Origin of the sequence: Streptomyces sp. NPDC056503 (assembly GCF_042794995.1) — a bacterium.
GTDB lineage: Bacteria > Actinomycetota > Actinomycetes > Streptomycetales > Streptomycetaceae > Streptomyces.
The window spans coordinates 1-14,136 of record NZ_JBHTST010000185.1; the positions used below are offsets into that span (position 1 = coordinate 1).

A 14,136-nucleotide genomic window follows, 5' to 3' on the forward strand; every position below is an offset into this window, starting at 1 on the left:
GTGTCGGGGCGGGCCAGCTCCTGGAGGTCGCCGATCAGCGAGGCCAGCTCCGTCATCTGGGCCTTCACCGAGGCCATCAGGGCCCGCCGGTCGTCCGGCGGGATCGCCCGGCCGGTCTCCTGCGCCGACGGCGGTCGCGACGGCGGCGGCGACCTGCCGGGGGTCGGCGCCCGGGCGCAGGACGAGCGCGTGGAAGGCGGGGCGGAGGCCGGGCGCGCCGTCGCGCAGGGTGTCGAGGGTGGTGGAGACGACCCGGCCGCCGTGGTCGGGCTCGATGCTGCGGCCGACGAGGTGCAGGATCTGCGGGCGGCCGCCGACGGTCATCCGCACCCACTCCCCCACCCGGACGCCGAGGAGGTCGAGGAGGCCCTGGCCGGCGACCGCCTCGTCGGGTCCGGCCGGGGCCCGGCCCTCGGCGATCGTGTGGGGGTAGGCCGCGTCGGGGGTGCCGAGGCCGCGCAGGGTGATGGTGCCGGTCTGTCCGGGGACGAGGGCGAGGAACTCGGCGCCGGGGACGGCGTCGGCGACGCCCGGGACGGCCTCCAGGGCGGCCTCGGAGGAGGCGGTGGCCGGGGGTTGTCCGGTGCGTACGGTGAGGGCGGCGGCGCGGCCCACGGCGGCGGGGTCGGTACGGAACTGGCCCAGGGTCGACCAGGCGACGAGGGCCACGGTCATCAGGGCGATCGGGAGGGCGAGCCGGGCGGTGGCGCCCAGGGCCCGGGCCCGGCCGGACGCCGTGAAGGCGGAGCGCCAGCCGAGGACGAGGACCGGGGAGAGACGGGGTCCGAGGGCGCGGCGGCCGAGGGCGGACAGCGGCCGGGCGGCGGGGTGGGCCTGGCGCGCGGCGGGGACCGGGGGCACGCGGCCGGCCCGCCAGGCGGCGAGGGCGGTGGCGGCGGCGATGAGGAGGACGGCGGCGAGGGGGACGCCGACGACCGCGGCACGGTGGCCGGGCATGCGGGGCCAGAGGGCGACGGCGTCGCCGACGCGGCCGGGGAGCCGGCGGCCGCAGGCGAGGGTGGCGGCGGTGCCGAGGGCCGCGCCGGCGACGGCGAAGCCGAGGTGCTGGAGGAGGAAGCCGCGGATCACCTGGCCGGGAGTGAAGCCGACGGCCTTGAGGACGGCGATGTCGCCGGCCTGTCCCCTGATCCGGGCGCGGACCGCGCCGGCCACGGCGACGGCCGCGGCGAGGAGGGAGGCCAGGCCGAAGGCGGCGAGGATCTGGCCGAGGAGCCGGTCGTCGCCGCCGAAGTCGGCCTTGGCCTGCTGCCATTTGGTGACCTGGTCGATCCGTTCGGCGCCGAGGAGGGTGACGGCGCGCTGGACGGCGTAGTCGGTGTCGCCGGGGTCCTTCAGGCGCAGCCCCAGGGTCTGCCCGGTGGTGGCGGGGGCGAGGCGGTCCAGGGTGTCGGGGAGGACCCAGCCGACGCCGGAGCCCTGCCCGGCGCGGTAGCGGGGCTCGGCGGTCTCGGCGACGCCGGCGACGTACAGGGTGCGGGTGGCGGGGCCGTGGCGGCCGGCGAGGGTGACGGTGACGGTCTCGCCGGGTTCGGCCCAGAGGGTGCGGGCGAGGGTGCGTTCCAGCACGATCTGGTCGAGCGGGGTCCCGGTGGTGAGCCAGTGGCCCGCGGTGAGGAGCGGCCGGGCGGTGTCGGGCGGACGGACTCCGGTGGCGCGCAGGGCGATTCCGGCGCGGGTGCCGCCGCTCTCCAGGGTGGCGGCGGCCGTCCGGAAGGGTCCGGAGACGGCGGCGACCTCGTCGAGGGCGGCGAGCGGGGCGAGGGCGGACGGGTCGAAGCCCTCGCGTCCTTCGCGGCCGTGGAGCCAGACGTGGCTGCCCTGGGACTGGTTGAAGACGCGCTGCCAGGGGCTGCCGGCGTAGCCGAGGAGGGCGGCGGCGAGGAGGAGGGAGGCGATGACGCCGGCGCTGGCGAGGACGGCGAAGAGGGCTTCGCCCCGGTGGGTGCGGAGGTCGGAGTGGACCCATCGCCAGGTGGCCCGCATGCGGTCTCCTCCGTCGCTCGGCTGCTCCTTCCCGGTCAGTCCTTCAGGTCGAGTACGCCGGTCACCCCCGGCCGGGAGGGGGCGGGGTCGTCGAGGGTGGCGTCGTCGGCGATCCGGCCGTCGAAGAAGCTGATGACGCGGTCGGCGGCGCTCGCCATCCGGGCGTCGTGGGTGACCATGAGGATGGTCTGGCCGCGGGCGTGGAAGCGGGCGAGGAGCCGCAGCACGTCGCGGGTGCCCTTGCTGTCGAGGCTGCCGGCGGGTTCGTCGGCGAGGAGGAGCGCGGGCTGGTTGACGAGGGCGCGGGCGAGGGCGACGCGCTGCTGTTCGCCGCCGGAGAGTTCGCCGGGGAGGGCGTTCTCCCGTCCGTGGAGGCCGAGTTCGGCGAGGAGTTCGTCACGGCCGGTGCGGGCGGCGCGGGGCGAGGCTCCGGCGAGCAGGGCGGGGAGTTCGACGTTGTCGGCGACGGTGAGGTGGGAGACGAGGTTGAAGAACTGGAAGACGATGCCGACGCTGCGGCGCCGCAGGACCGCCCAGCGGGCCTCTCCGTAGCCGTCGACGCGTTCGCCGCCGATCCAGAGGCGGCCGCTGTCGGGGCGTTCCAGGCCGCCGACGAGGTGGAGGAGGGTGGACTTGCCCGCCCCCGAGGGGCCGGTGACGGCGACGAACTCGCCCTGGCGGACGGTGAGGTCGACGTCCCGGACCGCGTGGACGGGGGCGCGGTCGCCGCGGTGGGTCTTGGACAGGCCCTCGGCGTGCACGATCGCGCCCGGCGGGACACCGGACCCTGTGCTCATTCGAGCTCCTCCTGACAGCGCTCCAGCCAGTCGAGGTCGGCCTGGAGGTGCAGCATGGCGCCCTCGATGAGGAGTTGGGCGATCTTGTTGTCGCGGTCCTCGGCGGCGGCGAGCCGGGAGAGGCTGCGCATGGTGTTGAGGTGCCGGCGCCGCTGTCTGTTGATCAGGGCGATGGGGTCGGCGAGTCCGGAGAGGGGGGCGAGGGCGAGTTTCATGAAGAACCCGTCGCGCACCCGCGGTTCGTCGCCGGTGTCCTCGAACCACGCGACGACGGCCTCCCGTCCGGCGTCGGTCAGGCGGTAGATCCGCTTGTTGGGGCGGCCCGTCTGTTCGACGTCCTCGCCCTCGATGAGTCCGCTCTTCTCCAGTCGGCCGAGGGTCACGTAGACCTGGCCGACGTTGGGCTGAGGGTAGGCGGAGCCGAGGAGTTGTTCAAGGCCCTGCTTGAGCTCGTAGCCGTGGGCGGGGCCCCGGGTGAGGAGTGCCAGCAGCTGCTGCCGCACGCGCTCCCCCTTCCGTGTCGTGCGCCGTTCCCGGCCGGTGGTGGCGGCCCGGGGGCCGGTGGACCGGTGGTCGCCGGGTCCGCCGGACCAGTATCACCGATGCGGCACGCGCCGTGTCCTGCCACGATGGACCGTCGTGCGGGGCACCGTGGCCGGGAGGTACGCATGGGATGGGTACGGTCCGTGTCGAGGGGCGCGCTGGTCGTGGCGGTCCTGCTGGCGGGGTGTGTCGGGGGCGTGCCGGCGGGCGGGGCGGGGGCGGCCGGCGGCCGGGGCGCGCTGACCTTCGTGACGGCGGGCGATCTCACCGACTACCTGGCGCCCCTGGTGGAGGAGTGGAACGCGGAGCACCCGGCGGAGCCGGTGTCGCTGGTCGAGCTGCCGGATTCGGCGGACGAGACGCGGGCGCAGATGCTGAGCGAACTGCGGTCCGGCAGCCGCCGGTTCGACGTGCTGAACATCGATGTGGCGTGGACGTCGGAGTTCGCGGCGGCGGGGCTGGTCGCGCCGTTGGACCGGGAGCGGTTCGACCTCGCGGCGTTCCTGCCGCCGGTGGTGGACACGGCGACGTTCCGGGGCCGGCTGTACGCGGTGCCGTACGTGACCAACGCGGGGTTGCTCTACTACCGGAAGGACGTGCTGGACGCGGCGGGCGAGCGGCCGCCGCGGACGTGGGCGGAGCTGGCGCGGCTGGCCCGGACGCTGGCGCCCCGGCACGGACTCGCGGGCTACGCGGGGCAGTTCCTGCCGTACGAGGGGCTGACGGTGAACGTCACGGAGGCGATCCAGTCGGCGGGCGGGACGGTGCTGCGCGAGGAGGGCGCGCGGGTCGGGGTCGACTCGGACGCGGCGCGGGCGGCGCTGTCGTTCCTGGCCGGCGGGGTGCGGGAGGGGTGGATCCCGGCGGAGGCGCTCCGGTTCAAGGAGGAGGAGTCGAAGGCGGCCTTCGAGGAGGGCCGGCTGCTGTTCCTGCGGAACTGGCCGTACGTGTACGCGGACGCGGCACGGCCGGGGTCGGCGGTGGCGGGCCGGTTCGAGGCGGCGCCGCTGCCGGGGCCGTACGGGCCGGGCACGAGCGTGCTCGGCGGTTCGAACCTGGCGGTGTCGGCCCGGTCGCTGCACCCCGCGACGGCCGCCGACTTCCTGGCGTACCTGACGAGCGAGCGGGTGCAGCGGCAGGTGCTGACGCGGGGTTCGCTGCCGCCGGTGCGGGCCTCGCTGTACACGGATCCGGAGCTGGTGGCGGCCCATCCGTACCTGCCGATCCTGCGGGAGAGCGTGCTGGCGGCGGTGCCGCGGCCGAAGAGCGCGCGGTACGACCAGGTGAGCCTGGCGGTGCAGGCGGTGGCGCAGGACGTGCTGGCGCTGCGGTGCTCGCCGGAGGAGGGGGTGCGGAGGCTGACGCGCGAGCTGGCCGCGATCCCTCCGCTGCCTTCGCGTTAGGTAGGGAGATCTTCCGTTCTCCATGATGGTGACTCAATTCTTCGGATCCACAAGGCTGTTGGGGCACGACGGTTGACATGCTTTCTCCGCCGGTACTTAACATGAAGGTATCGAAGCGAAGGAAGGACGACCATGCGACGACCCTCCCTCACGACCCTCCGCGCCGCGGGCGCGCTCTCCGCGGTACTCGCCCTGGCCCTCACCGCCACCGCCTGCGGCGGCGGTGAGGGCCCCGAGTCCGGCGGCGAACTGGCCGGCACGACCGTCACCGTCGCCGGCGTGTGGACCGGCGGCGAGCAGAAGAACTTCAAGAAGGTCCTCGACGCCTTCGGCGCGAAGACCGGCGCCAAGACCGTCTTCGTCCCCTCCGGCGACAACGTCTCCACCTTCGTCGGCAGCAAGATCGAGGGCGGCAACGCCCCCGAGGTGGTCCTCGTCCCCCAGGTGGGCGTCCTCCGGCAGTTCGCCGAGGCGGGCTGGCTGAAGCCGCTCTCCGAGAAGACGACCACCACCGCGACCGGGAACCTGGCGCCGGTCTGGAAGGAGTACGGCACGGTCGACGGTGCCTTCTACGGCCTCTACTTCAAGGCCGCCCACAAGTCGACCGTCTGGTACGCCCCCGACGCGCTGGAACAGGCCGGGGTGACCGCGCCGAAGAGCTGGGACGCACTCCTCGCGGCGGGCCGGACCCTCGCCGACTCGGGCCTGCCCGCGTTCGCCGTCGCCGGCGAGGACGGCTGGACCCTCACCGACTGGTTCGAGAACGTCTACCTGTCGCAGGCGGGACCGGAGAAGTACGACCTGCTCGCCCGCCACGAACTCAAGTGGACCGACCCCAGCGTCGTCGCCGCCCTCACCACCCTCGCCGAGGTCTTCAAGGACCAGCGGCTGGTCGCGGGCGGCGCCGCCGAGGCGCTGCGGACCGACTTCCCCGGCTCCGTGGAGAAGGTCTTCGGCCCCGAACCCGAGGCCGCCCTCGTGTACGAGGGCGACTTCGTCGGCGGTGTCGCCAGGGACGAGTTCGGCCGGAAGCCCGGCGAGGACGCCAGGTTCTTCCCGTTCCCCCCGGTCGGCTCGGGGAAGGCGCCCGTGGTCAGCGGCGGTGACGCGGCCGTCGTCCTCAAGGACGCGAAGAACGCGGACGCCGGGATGAGGCTCCTGGAGTTCCTCGCGACCCCCGAGGCCGCCGAGGTGTGGGCCGGGGCCGGCGGCTTCCTCTCCCCCAACAAGGACGTCAGGCCGGAGGCGTACGCGGACGACACCGCCCGCGCCACCGCCGCCTCGCTCGTCGCCGCCGGCGACGCCGTCCGCTTCGACATGTCCGACCAGGCGCCGGCCGCCTTCGGCGGCACCAAGGGCGCCGGCGAGTGGAAGCTCCTCCAGGACTTCCTGCGCGACCCCTCGGACCCGAAGCGGACCGCGGCCGCCCTGGAGGCCGCGGCGGCCAAGGCGTACGGGAACTGAGGCCGGGCCGCCATGGACCGGCAGTCCGCCGCCGACCGGAAGTCCGTCACGGACCGCGGGTCCGTCACGGCCCGGCGGCCGAAGGCGCGCGCCGCGGCGGACCCGCGGCGCCGCGCCCTGCGCAGGAAGCGGCTCCTCGGCGCCGCCTTCGCCCTCCCCGCGCTCCTGCTCCTCGGCGCGCTCGTCGCCTATCCGGTCGTCTTCTCCGTCGGCCGCAGCCTGTTCGACGCGAGCGGCGACCGGTTCGTCGGCGCCGACAACTACGTGGAGATGGTCCGGGACCCGGCCACCCTGAAGGCGCTGCGCAACAGCGCGATCTGGGTGGTCGTCGCCCCCGTCCTGCTCACCGGGCTCGGTCTGGTGCTGGCCGTGCTCACCGAGCGGGTCCGCTGGGCCACCGCGTTCAAGCTCGTGCTGTTCCTGCCGATGGCGGTGTCCTTCCTCGCCGCGGGCATCGTCTTCCGGCTCGCCTACGAGCAGGATCCCGGCCGGGGCGTCCTCAACGCGGTCGTGGTGGGCGTCCACGACGCGTTCGACGAGCCGTCCCCCTACCCGACCGCCCGCGCCCGGGACGGCCGGGGGCTCACCGGTGACCCGGCCAAGGGGTACACGACCGGGGGGCTGCGGCCCGGGGCCGTCGCCGTCCTGCCCTTCGTGGGCGTCGCGCCCGGAGCCGTACCGGGACGGGCGGAACCGGCCCGGGCCCCCGAGCCCGCGGCGGACGGCCTGTCCGGGACCGTGTACCTGGACTTCACGCCCGGGACGGGCGGCCGGCCCGGGGTCGTCGACGACCGGGAGAAGGGGCTGCCCGGGATGACCGTCCAGGCGGTCGGGGAGGACGGGACGGTGGCGGCGTCCGCGCGGACGGCCGCCGACGGCACCTTCCGCCTCGACGGGCTCGGCGACGGGACGTACCGGCTGCGGGTGCCGGCCGCCAACTTCGCCGCCGGGTACGGCGGTGTCGACTGGCTCGGCCCGGCCCTCGTCACCCCGGCGATCATCGGCGCCTACCTGTGGGTGTGGACCGGCTTCTCCATGGTGCTGATCGGGGCGGGGCTCGCCGCCCTCCCCCGTGACGTCCTGGAGGCCGCGCGGGTGGACGGTGCGAGTGAGCGGCAGATCTTCCGCCGGATCACCGTGCCGCTGCTCGCGCCCGTCCTCACGGTCGTCTTCGTGACGCTGGTCATCAACGTGATGAAGGTCTTCGACCTCGTCTACGTCATCGCCCCGGGCCCGGTGCAGGAGGAGGCGAACGTGCTGGCCACGCGGATGTGGCTGGTCTCCTTCGGCGGCGGCAACGACCAGGGGCTGGGCAGCGCGCTGAGCGTGCTGCTGCTCCTGCTCGTGGTCCCGGCGATGGTGTTCAACATCCGGCGCTTCCGGAAGGGGGGCTCGTGACGAGGACCACGAAGGTCACGCGGTGGCTGGGGAGTTCGGCGGTGCAGGCGCTGCTCGTCCTGGTCGCCCTGGTCTGGATCACCCCGCTGGCCGGGCTGCTGCTCTCCTCGATGCGCTCGGAGCGGGACAACGCCTCGGGCGGCTGGTGGACCTCGATCACCGAGCCGTCGCAGCTCTCCTTCGACAACTACCGTGCCTTGCTGGAGGATTCGGGGCTCGTCCAGGCGTTCTGGAACACCGTCCTGATCTCCGTACCCACCACCGTCCTGGTGGTGGGGGTGGCGGCGCTCGCCGGCTACGCCTTCGCCTGGCTGGAGTTCCCGGGCCGGGACGCGCTCTTCCTCGTGGTCGTCGGCCTGCTGGTGGTCCCGGTGCAGATCGGGCTGCTGCCGGTAGCCAAGCTCTTCGGGGCGGTGGGGCTGTTCGGGACGGTGGCCGGCGTCGTCCTCTTCCACGTGGCGTACGGCCTGCCGTTCGGGGTCTTCCTGCTGCGCAACTTCTTCGCGGAGATCCCCCGGGAGATGCTGGAGGCGGCGCGCATCGACGGCGGCGGGGAGTGGCGCATCTTCCGGCGGCTGGTGCTGCCGCTGGGGCGGCCGGCGCTCGCGAGTCTGGCGATCTTCCAGTTCCTGTGGGTGTGGAACGACATGCTGGTGGCACTGCTCTTCGCGGACGGCGAGTCCCAGCCGCTGACGGTGGCGCTCCAGTCGCAGATGCGGCAGTTCGGCAGCAACATCGGGGTCCTCGCGCCGGGGGCGTTCCTCTCCCTGGTCGTGCCGCTGGTGGTGTTCTTCGCCTTCCAGAAGCACTTCGTGCAGGGGGTGATGGCCGGGTCGGTCAAGTGAGGCGCGGAACGCGACGGGCGGCGGCCGCGAGGGGCCGCCGCCCTTGGCGTGCCGGTCAGCAGGCGCCGAGGTCCTGCCAGACGCCCCACTCGCCGGTGGTGCCGGGCTCATCGCCCAGCGTCCACCACTTGGCCTTCCAGGTGTGGCCCTGGTGGGAGACCTGCTGGCCCCCGGTGTAGGTGGTCGCCTTGGCCCAGGGGGCGGCGGTGCACTGGGGGGTCCCGCCGGTGACGGTCAGGGTGTAGGTCGCTGTGTGCGCGGCGGAGGGGCCGGACGCGGTGACGGTGATCCGGTACGTCCCCGAGGCGGCGGAGGCGGTGGTGGCGAGCGTCAGGGTGGAGGAGCCGCCGGCGGTGACGGAGGCGGGGCTGAAGCTCGCGGTGACGCCGGCCGGGAGGCCGGACGCGGAGAGGCTCACCGACTGGGCGGAGCCGGCGGTGACCGCGGTGCCGACGGTGGTGGTGGCGGAGGAGCCGGCCGTCACGGTGCCGCTCGCCGGGCCGGCGGTGACGGAGAAGTCGTCGGTGGGGGTGGTGGTGCCGCCGGTGAAGGGGGCGAAGATCCTGCTGAAGTCCCAGGTGTTCTGGGCGATGCCCGAGCAGTGGTCGGCGGCGGCGCCGCCGGGGCAGCCGCCGTTGTCGCGCTGGAGCGCCCAGAAGGAGAGGGTGTTGACGCCCTTGGCGACGGCCCAGTCGTACACCGTGCGGGCGTTGGCGAGGGTGAAGGTCTCGGCGGGGCCGAAGTCGTCGACGCCGATCATCTCGGTGATGCCGATCATGCCCCACAGCTGGGGGTCCGTCTTGGCGGGGTAGAGCGCGGCGAGCTGGTCGCGGAGACCCTGGGTCGCGGTCTGCGTGTCCTTGGCCATGTCGTGGACGGCGTTGTCGTAGTAGTCGAACGTCATGAGGTTGACGACGTCGACGCGGGCGCCGTTGGCGACGGCGTTCCGGAGCACGGCGAGGCCGCTGGACGCGAGGCCGCCGGTGGTGGTCGGCAGGGTGTAGGAGATCTCCAGCTTCCGGCCGGAGGCGGCGGCCCGGTCCTGGAGCAGCTTGATGGCCTTGTTGCGGCGGTCGATGCCGGCGCTGTCGTCGAGGGAGTCGACCTCGATGTCCATGTCGAGACGGGTGACGTCGTAGGTCGTGAGGACCTTCTCGTACGCGTCGGCGATCCGGGTGACGTCGGTGCAGCTGTCGGCGATCTCGGTGCCGGTGGTGTCGGCGGTGTAGCCGCCGAAGGAGGGGATGACGTCGCCGCCCCGGGCCTGCATGGTCTTGATGTCGGCGCCGAAGGTGGACTCGGCGATCGGCATGCTCGTGTCACCGTTCCAGTACGGCGTGCAGGAGCCCTTCGTGGCGGTCTGGAGGAAGGCCATCGTCAGGTGCTTGGTGCCCGACTGGGCGGCGAGGGCGGCGGGGCTCTCGCCGGTCCACGCCTCGAAGTAGGGGGCGAACACTCGGTTCGGCAGCGGGGTCGCGGCCTGGGCGGAGGCGCCGCCGAGGGTGGTCAGGCCGGCGGCCGCGACGACCGTGGTGAGGGCGGCGAGGAGGGCCCGCAGAGGGCGCTTGCTTCTCATGTGCGGTCATTCCCAACGGGTGTGAGGGGTGGGAGGGGTGGCAGGGGTGGGGACGGTGATCGGGAGGCCCCCCGCCGGGTGGGGGTCCGGCGAGGTGCCGGGTACTGGAATAGGGGGCGGCGCGGAGGCGGGTCAACAGCCCTGACGGAGACTGGACTAGACCTATGGGGAGCGTGGCCGCGCGTTTCCCCTGTCCACCTGGAGCAGCCTTGGACTAGACCAATTCCCGGGATTTTCCCTCCCCTTGACCAAGGAGAGGGGCCCGTCCGGCGCCACCCGGCGGAGCTCACCCGAACGGCGGATGCCGGAATCGGGGCCGCGCGGCCGTGGCGGAAAGTATGATCAGGCGATGTCTGACATGACTGAGACCACGCCCGGCTGGATGACCTCGGACGAGCTCGGCACGGCCCGCGCCCGGATGCCGATCCTCTACGTCGACGCGGTTCCCGTACGGGTGGACGAGAGCGGCGAGGTCACGAGCATCGGACTGCTGCTCCGCATCGGCGCCGACGGAACCATCAACCGCACCCTCGTCTCCGGGCGCGTCATGCACCACGAGCGCGTCCGGGACGCCCTGCTGCGGCACCTGGAGAAGGACCTCGGCCCGGTCGCCCTGCCCCGCGTGCCCGCGTCCCTCCAGCCCTTCACGGTCGCCGAGTACTTCCCGACGGCCGGCATCACCCCGTTCCACGACCCCCGCCAGCACGCCGTCTCGCTCGCCTACGTCGTCCCGGTCAGCGGCGACTGCCGCCCCCGCCAGGACGCCCTCGACCTGGTGTGGTTCACCCCCCGGGAAGCCGCCTCCGCGGCGGTCCAGAGCGAGATGCCCGGCGGCCACGGCGTCCTCCTGAAGCAGGCGCTGGCACACGTGGGCGCCACGTACTGAATCGTCCGCCCGTGCCGCCGGTCCGGACGCGCGGGGACGCGCGACCGGACCGGCGGGGTGGCGCGGGGCGGTCCGCTCAGATGCCGCAGGAGGAGGCGGACCAGTAGCGGCTCGGGCGGTGGTCGACGTGGGCGTGGTCGGAGTGGCCGGGGTAGCCCGGGCCGAGGATGCCGTTGAAGCCGTGGTTGCGGGCCTGCTGGGCCAGCCGGCAGAGGGAGTGCGGTCCCGCGCCGAGGTCGGCGGCGTCGCCGTACAGGTGCCGGCTGGAGGTGGCACCGCCGACCGCCGCGTTGCAGGAGGTGCTGCGGAAGCCGCTCGTCACCCGGATGGACTGGTCGCCGAGGGCGTGCCGGAGGGCCTCCAGCTTCCACATCGTGCGCAGGGCGTTCGACTTGGCCGTGGCGGCGCTGACGGCCCCGCCGGCCCAGGTGGAGTTGCAGTTGTTCAGTTCGGCGTAGGTGAAGTGGATCGGCGTGCAGTCGTCGTCCTGGAGGGCGTACAGCTTGCTGAAGGTCGCGGGTCCGGCGACCCCGTCCGCGGCGAGTCCGTAGGCGGACTGGAAGCGCGTCACGGCGGCGGCGGTGGCCGGGCCGTAGGAGCCGTCGATGTCGAGGACGCCGCCGTAGCCGGGGTACCCCGCGACGCGGATCTGGAGCTGGGTGACGTCGGCGCCGCTCGCCCCCTGCGAGAGGGTGCGCGACCAGGTGTAGCACCCGTCGGCACGGGCGGGTCCCGCGCCGGCGACGACACCGGCGAGACCGGCGACGAGCAGCACGAGGGCGAGCAGGAGCCGGGACACGGGGGAAACGGGAGCGCGGCTGTTCAGGAGCATCGGGCGGGCCTCCACCTCAACGGGCACACGAGCCCCGGCGCGGGCACGCCAGGACATGTCATGCATCTGTCAGCGAACCTGTCGGGAGGAAGCCTGGCCCTCGGAGTCGACGCGCGTCAACCATGCCGGACACCACCGTCCGGCGGCACCGCGGCGGGCCGGGAACGCCCCGCGCCCTGATGATGGGAGCGTGAAGGCCGGCGAAACCACGGGAGACCCGGACGGCCCCGGACGGAACGGCCCCGCGGCGGGCCCGCCCGGGAACGGACCGGGCGACGGTACGGGCCGCGCCCCCGGCGGCCCCGCCGTCGATCCGCGCATGTTCGACGGGACCGTCGCCGCCGTGGCCGTGCTCGCCGGGCCCGAGGCACGGCTGATCTACACGAACTCCGCGTTCGTCCGGCTCTTCGGACCGCGCCGGCTCGGGCTGCCGGCGCGGGACGCCTTCCCGGACTCGGACGGGCACCGGTTCCTCGCGGTGCTGGACTCCGTACAGAACACGGGGCGGGCCCGGCAGGTCGTCGGTGAGCGGCGGATCGACCCCGGGGCGCCGGGACAGGCCCGGCACTTCGTGTACTCGTGCAGCGCGGTCACCACCGACCACGGGCCCGGGATCCTGGTCCTGGCCATGGACACCACGGCCGAGACGCTCACGCTCCAGCGGTACGAGGCGCTGGTCTCGGCGATCTCGCAGATGGTGTGGGTGAGGGGGCCCGACGGGACCATGGAGGAGATCGTCCCGGGCTGGGAGCAGCTGACGGGGTCGCCCTGGCATCCACGGGCCGAGGCGGGCTGGTACGCGCACATCCACCCGCGGGACCGGGAGAGCCTGAGCGAGGCGTGGCGGCGGGCGGCGGGCGGGGACCGGAGCGACGGCGGGCCGCCCCGGGTGTTCGAGGCGACGTTCCGGGTGCGGGCGGAGGACGGCTCCTACCGGCACATGACCACGCGCTCCGTGCCGGTCCTGCGGGACGGCCGGATCACCGAATGGGTGGCGGCCACCGCCGACGTCGAGGACGCCTGGGGCACCCGGCTGCGCGAGCGGCTGCTCGCCCAGGTCGCGGCGGTGTCGGGGGCGAGTCTGCACGAGGCGTTCGCCGAGGTCGTGAAGGTGGTGGTGCCGGAGCTCACCGACGCCTGCCTGATCCTGCTGCTGTCGCACGACGAGTGGCCGCTGCCGGAACACGCCGGCGTGACGGCGCGGAGGATCGCGTCGGCGACCCGCCCGGGGCTGCCGGCCCCGCCCGCGCTGCGCGGCCAGCGGGTGGCCGTGACGCAGGCGGTCCGGGAGGTCCTGAACCGGCGCGAGCCCGTCACCTTCCGGCTGGAACCCGGCACTCCCGTCCCGCCCGGCCTGATCCCGACGGTCAGCGAACGCTGGCTGCACGCGTCGGCGGCCACCAGCCTCACCCTGATCCCGCTGATCGTCGACGACCTGGTGCTCGGTTACGCCGCGACCAGCAGCAACGGCGACACGCCCCTCCCCGGCCCGGCCGAGACCGAACTCCTGCGGGAGGTGCTGCACCACGCCCAGCGCCCGATCCGCAAGGTCCTCGACCTCCAGCGGGCGCGGCGCACCGCCCTGAGCCTCCAGCGGGCACACCTGACCGAACCGCCGCGGGTCCGGGGCGGGACGCTGGCCGCGCGCTACCAGCCGGCCAGCCCCAGCGGGGAGATCGGCGGGGACTGGTACGACGCCTTCACGCTCCCGGACGACACGCTCGTCCTCGACATCGGTGACGTGGCGGGCCACGACCTGACGGCGGCGACGGCGATGGGCCAGATGCGGAGCATGCTGCGGGCCCTGGCCTACGCGGGCGGTCCGGGCGCCCGGCCGGACGCGGTGCTGGCCCGGCTCGACCACGTCTCCGCGGGCCTGGGCACGGCCCCGCTGGCCACCGCCCTGCACGCGGCCCTGCGCCGCCGCGCGGACGGCACGTGGCTGCTGGCCTGGTCCAGCGCGGGCCACCCGCCGCCCCTGGTCGTCCCGGCCGACGGCGACGCCGACTACCTCACCGGCGCGGCGGACCCGCCGCTCTGCGTGGCCTCGGACTACCTCCGGACGACCCACGTCCACGTCCTGGGGCCTGGTGACACCCTGCTGCTGTACACCGACGGCCTGATCGAGACCCCCTCCGCCCCCATCGACGAGGGCCAGCGCCGGCTGGCCGCCGAGGCCACGCTCTGCCGCCGCCAGGCCCTCCCCGACCTGCTCCGCATCCTCCAGGGCCTCTCGGACCACCGCGACGACACGGCGATGCTGGCCTTCCGGGCGGACGAGGCACCCTGACGCGACCCGACGGGCGCGGGGGCCGGGGGGCCCCCCCCCCGGGCGGCGGGAGCGGAGTTCCTTGGCGAGGAGCTTCTGCCGGTAGTCGCGGGGCATGT

General features: G+C 74.3%; 10 protein-coding genes and 1 pseudogene. 6 read left to right on the forward strand and 5 right to left on the reverse strand.

Features of this window, described 5'->3' with window-relative positions; all coding sequences use genetic code 11:
* Window positions 1–864 precede the first annotated feature (864 nt).
* From ACFQ8C_RS34110 to ACFQ8C_RS34120, 3 genes and pseudogenes are all read right to left on the reverse strand, one after another.
* Window positions 865–2,004 (reverse strand): annotated as a pseudogene (locus ACFQ8C_RS34110) (FtsX-like permease family protein); the annotation flags it as partial.
* Between the two features lie 35 nt (window positions 2,005–2,039).
* Window positions 2,040–2,801: an ABC transporter ATP-binding protein gene (locus ACFQ8C_RS34115; RefSeq protein ID WP_383465369.1), complete on the reverse strand. Its 762-nt coding sequence runs from the start codon at window positions 2,799–2,801 to the stop codon at window positions 2,040–2,042.
* Window positions 2,798–3,304 (reverse strand): PadR family transcriptional regulator, encoded by a 507-nt coding sequence (locus ACFQ8C_RS34120; protein ID WP_383465371.1) that lies wholly within the window; start codon window positions 3,302–3,304, stop codon window positions 2,798–2,800. The genes ACFQ8C_RS34115 and ACFQ8C_RS34120 overlap by 4 nt, the downstream gene beginning before the upstream one ends.
* A 165-nt stretch (window positions 3,305–3,469) precedes the next feature.
* On the opposite strand from ACFQ8C_RS34120, the gene ACFQ8C_RS34125 reads away from it, so the two are divergent.
* From ACFQ8C_RS34125 to ACFQ8C_RS34140, 4 genes are all read left to right on the forward strand, one after another.
* Window positions 3,470–4,747: an ABC transporter substrate-binding protein gene (locus ACFQ8C_RS34125; RefSeq protein WP_383465373.1), complete on the forward strand. Its 1,278-nt coding sequence runs from the start codon at window positions 3,470–3,472 to the stop codon at window positions 4,745–4,747.
* 132 nt (window positions 4,748–4,879) lie between these two features.
* Entirely contained in the window at window positions 4,880–6,211 is a 1,332-nt protein-coding gene (locus ACFQ8C_RS34130) for an ABC transporter substrate-binding protein (protein WP_383465375.1), read from the forward strand.
* A 12-nt stretch (window positions 6,212–6,223) separates the two neighbouring features.
* Window positions 6,224–7,609, forward strand: coding sequence for an ABC transporter permease subunit (locus tag ACFQ8C_RS34135; RefSeq protein WP_383465377.1), 1,386 nt, complete (start codon window positions 6,224–6,226; stop codon window positions 7,607–7,609).
* Window positions 7,606–8,454, forward strand: a complete 849-nt coding sequence (locus tag ACFQ8C_RS34140) for a carbohydrate ABC transporter permease (RefSeq protein ID WP_383465379.1) — start codon at window positions 7,606–7,608, stop codon at window positions 8,452–8,454. The genes ACFQ8C_RS34135 and ACFQ8C_RS34140 overlap by 4 nt, the downstream gene beginning before the upstream one ends.
* Before the next feature lie 55 nt (window positions 8,455–8,509).
* On the opposite strand, the gene ACFQ8C_RS34145 is transcribed toward ACFQ8C_RS34140, so the two are convergent.
* On the reverse strand, window positions 8,510–10,030 hold the full coding sequence (locus ACFQ8C_RS34145; RefSeq protein WP_383465380.1) for a glycosyl hydrolase family 18 protein: 1,521 nt from the start codon (window positions 10,028–10,030) through the stop codon (window positions 8,510–8,512).
* 349 nt (window positions 10,031–10,379) lie between these two features.
* Here ACFQ8C_RS34145 and ACFQ8C_RS34150 point away from each other — a divergent pair, with 349 nt between their 5' ends.
* Entirely contained in the window at window positions 10,380–10,916 is a 537-nt protein-coding gene (locus ACFQ8C_RS34150) for an NUDIX hydrolase family protein (protein WP_383465382.1), read from the forward strand.
* Window positions 10,917–10,992: 76 nt separating this feature from the next.
* On the opposite strand, the gene ACFQ8C_RS34155 is transcribed toward ACFQ8C_RS34150, so the two are convergent.
* Window positions 10,993–11,715, reverse strand: coding sequence for a D-Ala-D-Ala carboxypeptidase family metallohydrolase (locus ACFQ8C_RS34155; protein WP_383465384.1), 723 nt, complete (start codon window positions 11,713–11,715; stop codon window positions 10,993–10,995).
* 223 nt (window positions 11,716–11,938) lie between these two features.
* Here ACFQ8C_RS34155 and ACFQ8C_RS34160 point away from each other — a divergent pair, with 223 nt between their 5' ends.
* Complete coding sequence (locus ACFQ8C_RS34160) at window positions 11,939–14,038, forward strand: SpoIIE family protein phosphatase (protein ID WP_383465385.1); 2,100 nt, start codon at window positions 11,939–11,941, stop codon at window positions 14,036–14,038.
* Window positions 14,039–14,136 lie beyond the last annotated feature (98 nt).

What these genes read in the sequence shown, in the direction of transcription:
- ACFQ8C_RS34145 (WP_383465380.1), bottom strand. Translation starts at nt 10,030, where the DNA reads ATGAGAAGCAAGCGCCCTCTGCGGGCCCTCCTCGCCGCCCTCACCACG.
- ACFQ8C_RS34150 (WP_383465382.1), top strand. Translation starts at nt 10,380, where the DNA reads ATGTCTGACATGACTGAGACCACGCCCGGCTGGATGACCTCGGACGAG.
- ACFQ8C_RS34125 (WP_383465373.1), top strand. Translation starts at nt 3,470, where the DNA reads ATGGGATGGGTACGGTCCGTGTCGAGGGGCGCGCTGGTCGTGGCGGTC.
- ACFQ8C_RS34130 (WP_383465375.1), top strand. Translation starts at nt 4,880, where the DNA reads ATGCGACGACCCTCCCTCACGACCCTCCGCGCCGCGGGCGCGCTCTCC.
- ACFQ8C_RS34115 (WP_383465369.1), bottom strand. Translation starts at nt 2,801, where the DNA reads ATGAGCACAGGGTCCGGTGTCCCGCCGGGCGCGATCGTGCACGCCGAG.
- ACFQ8C_RS34135 (WP_383465377.1), top strand. Translation starts at nt 6,224, where the DNA reads ATGGACCGGCAGTCCGCCGCCGACCGGAAGTCCGTCACGGACCGCGGG.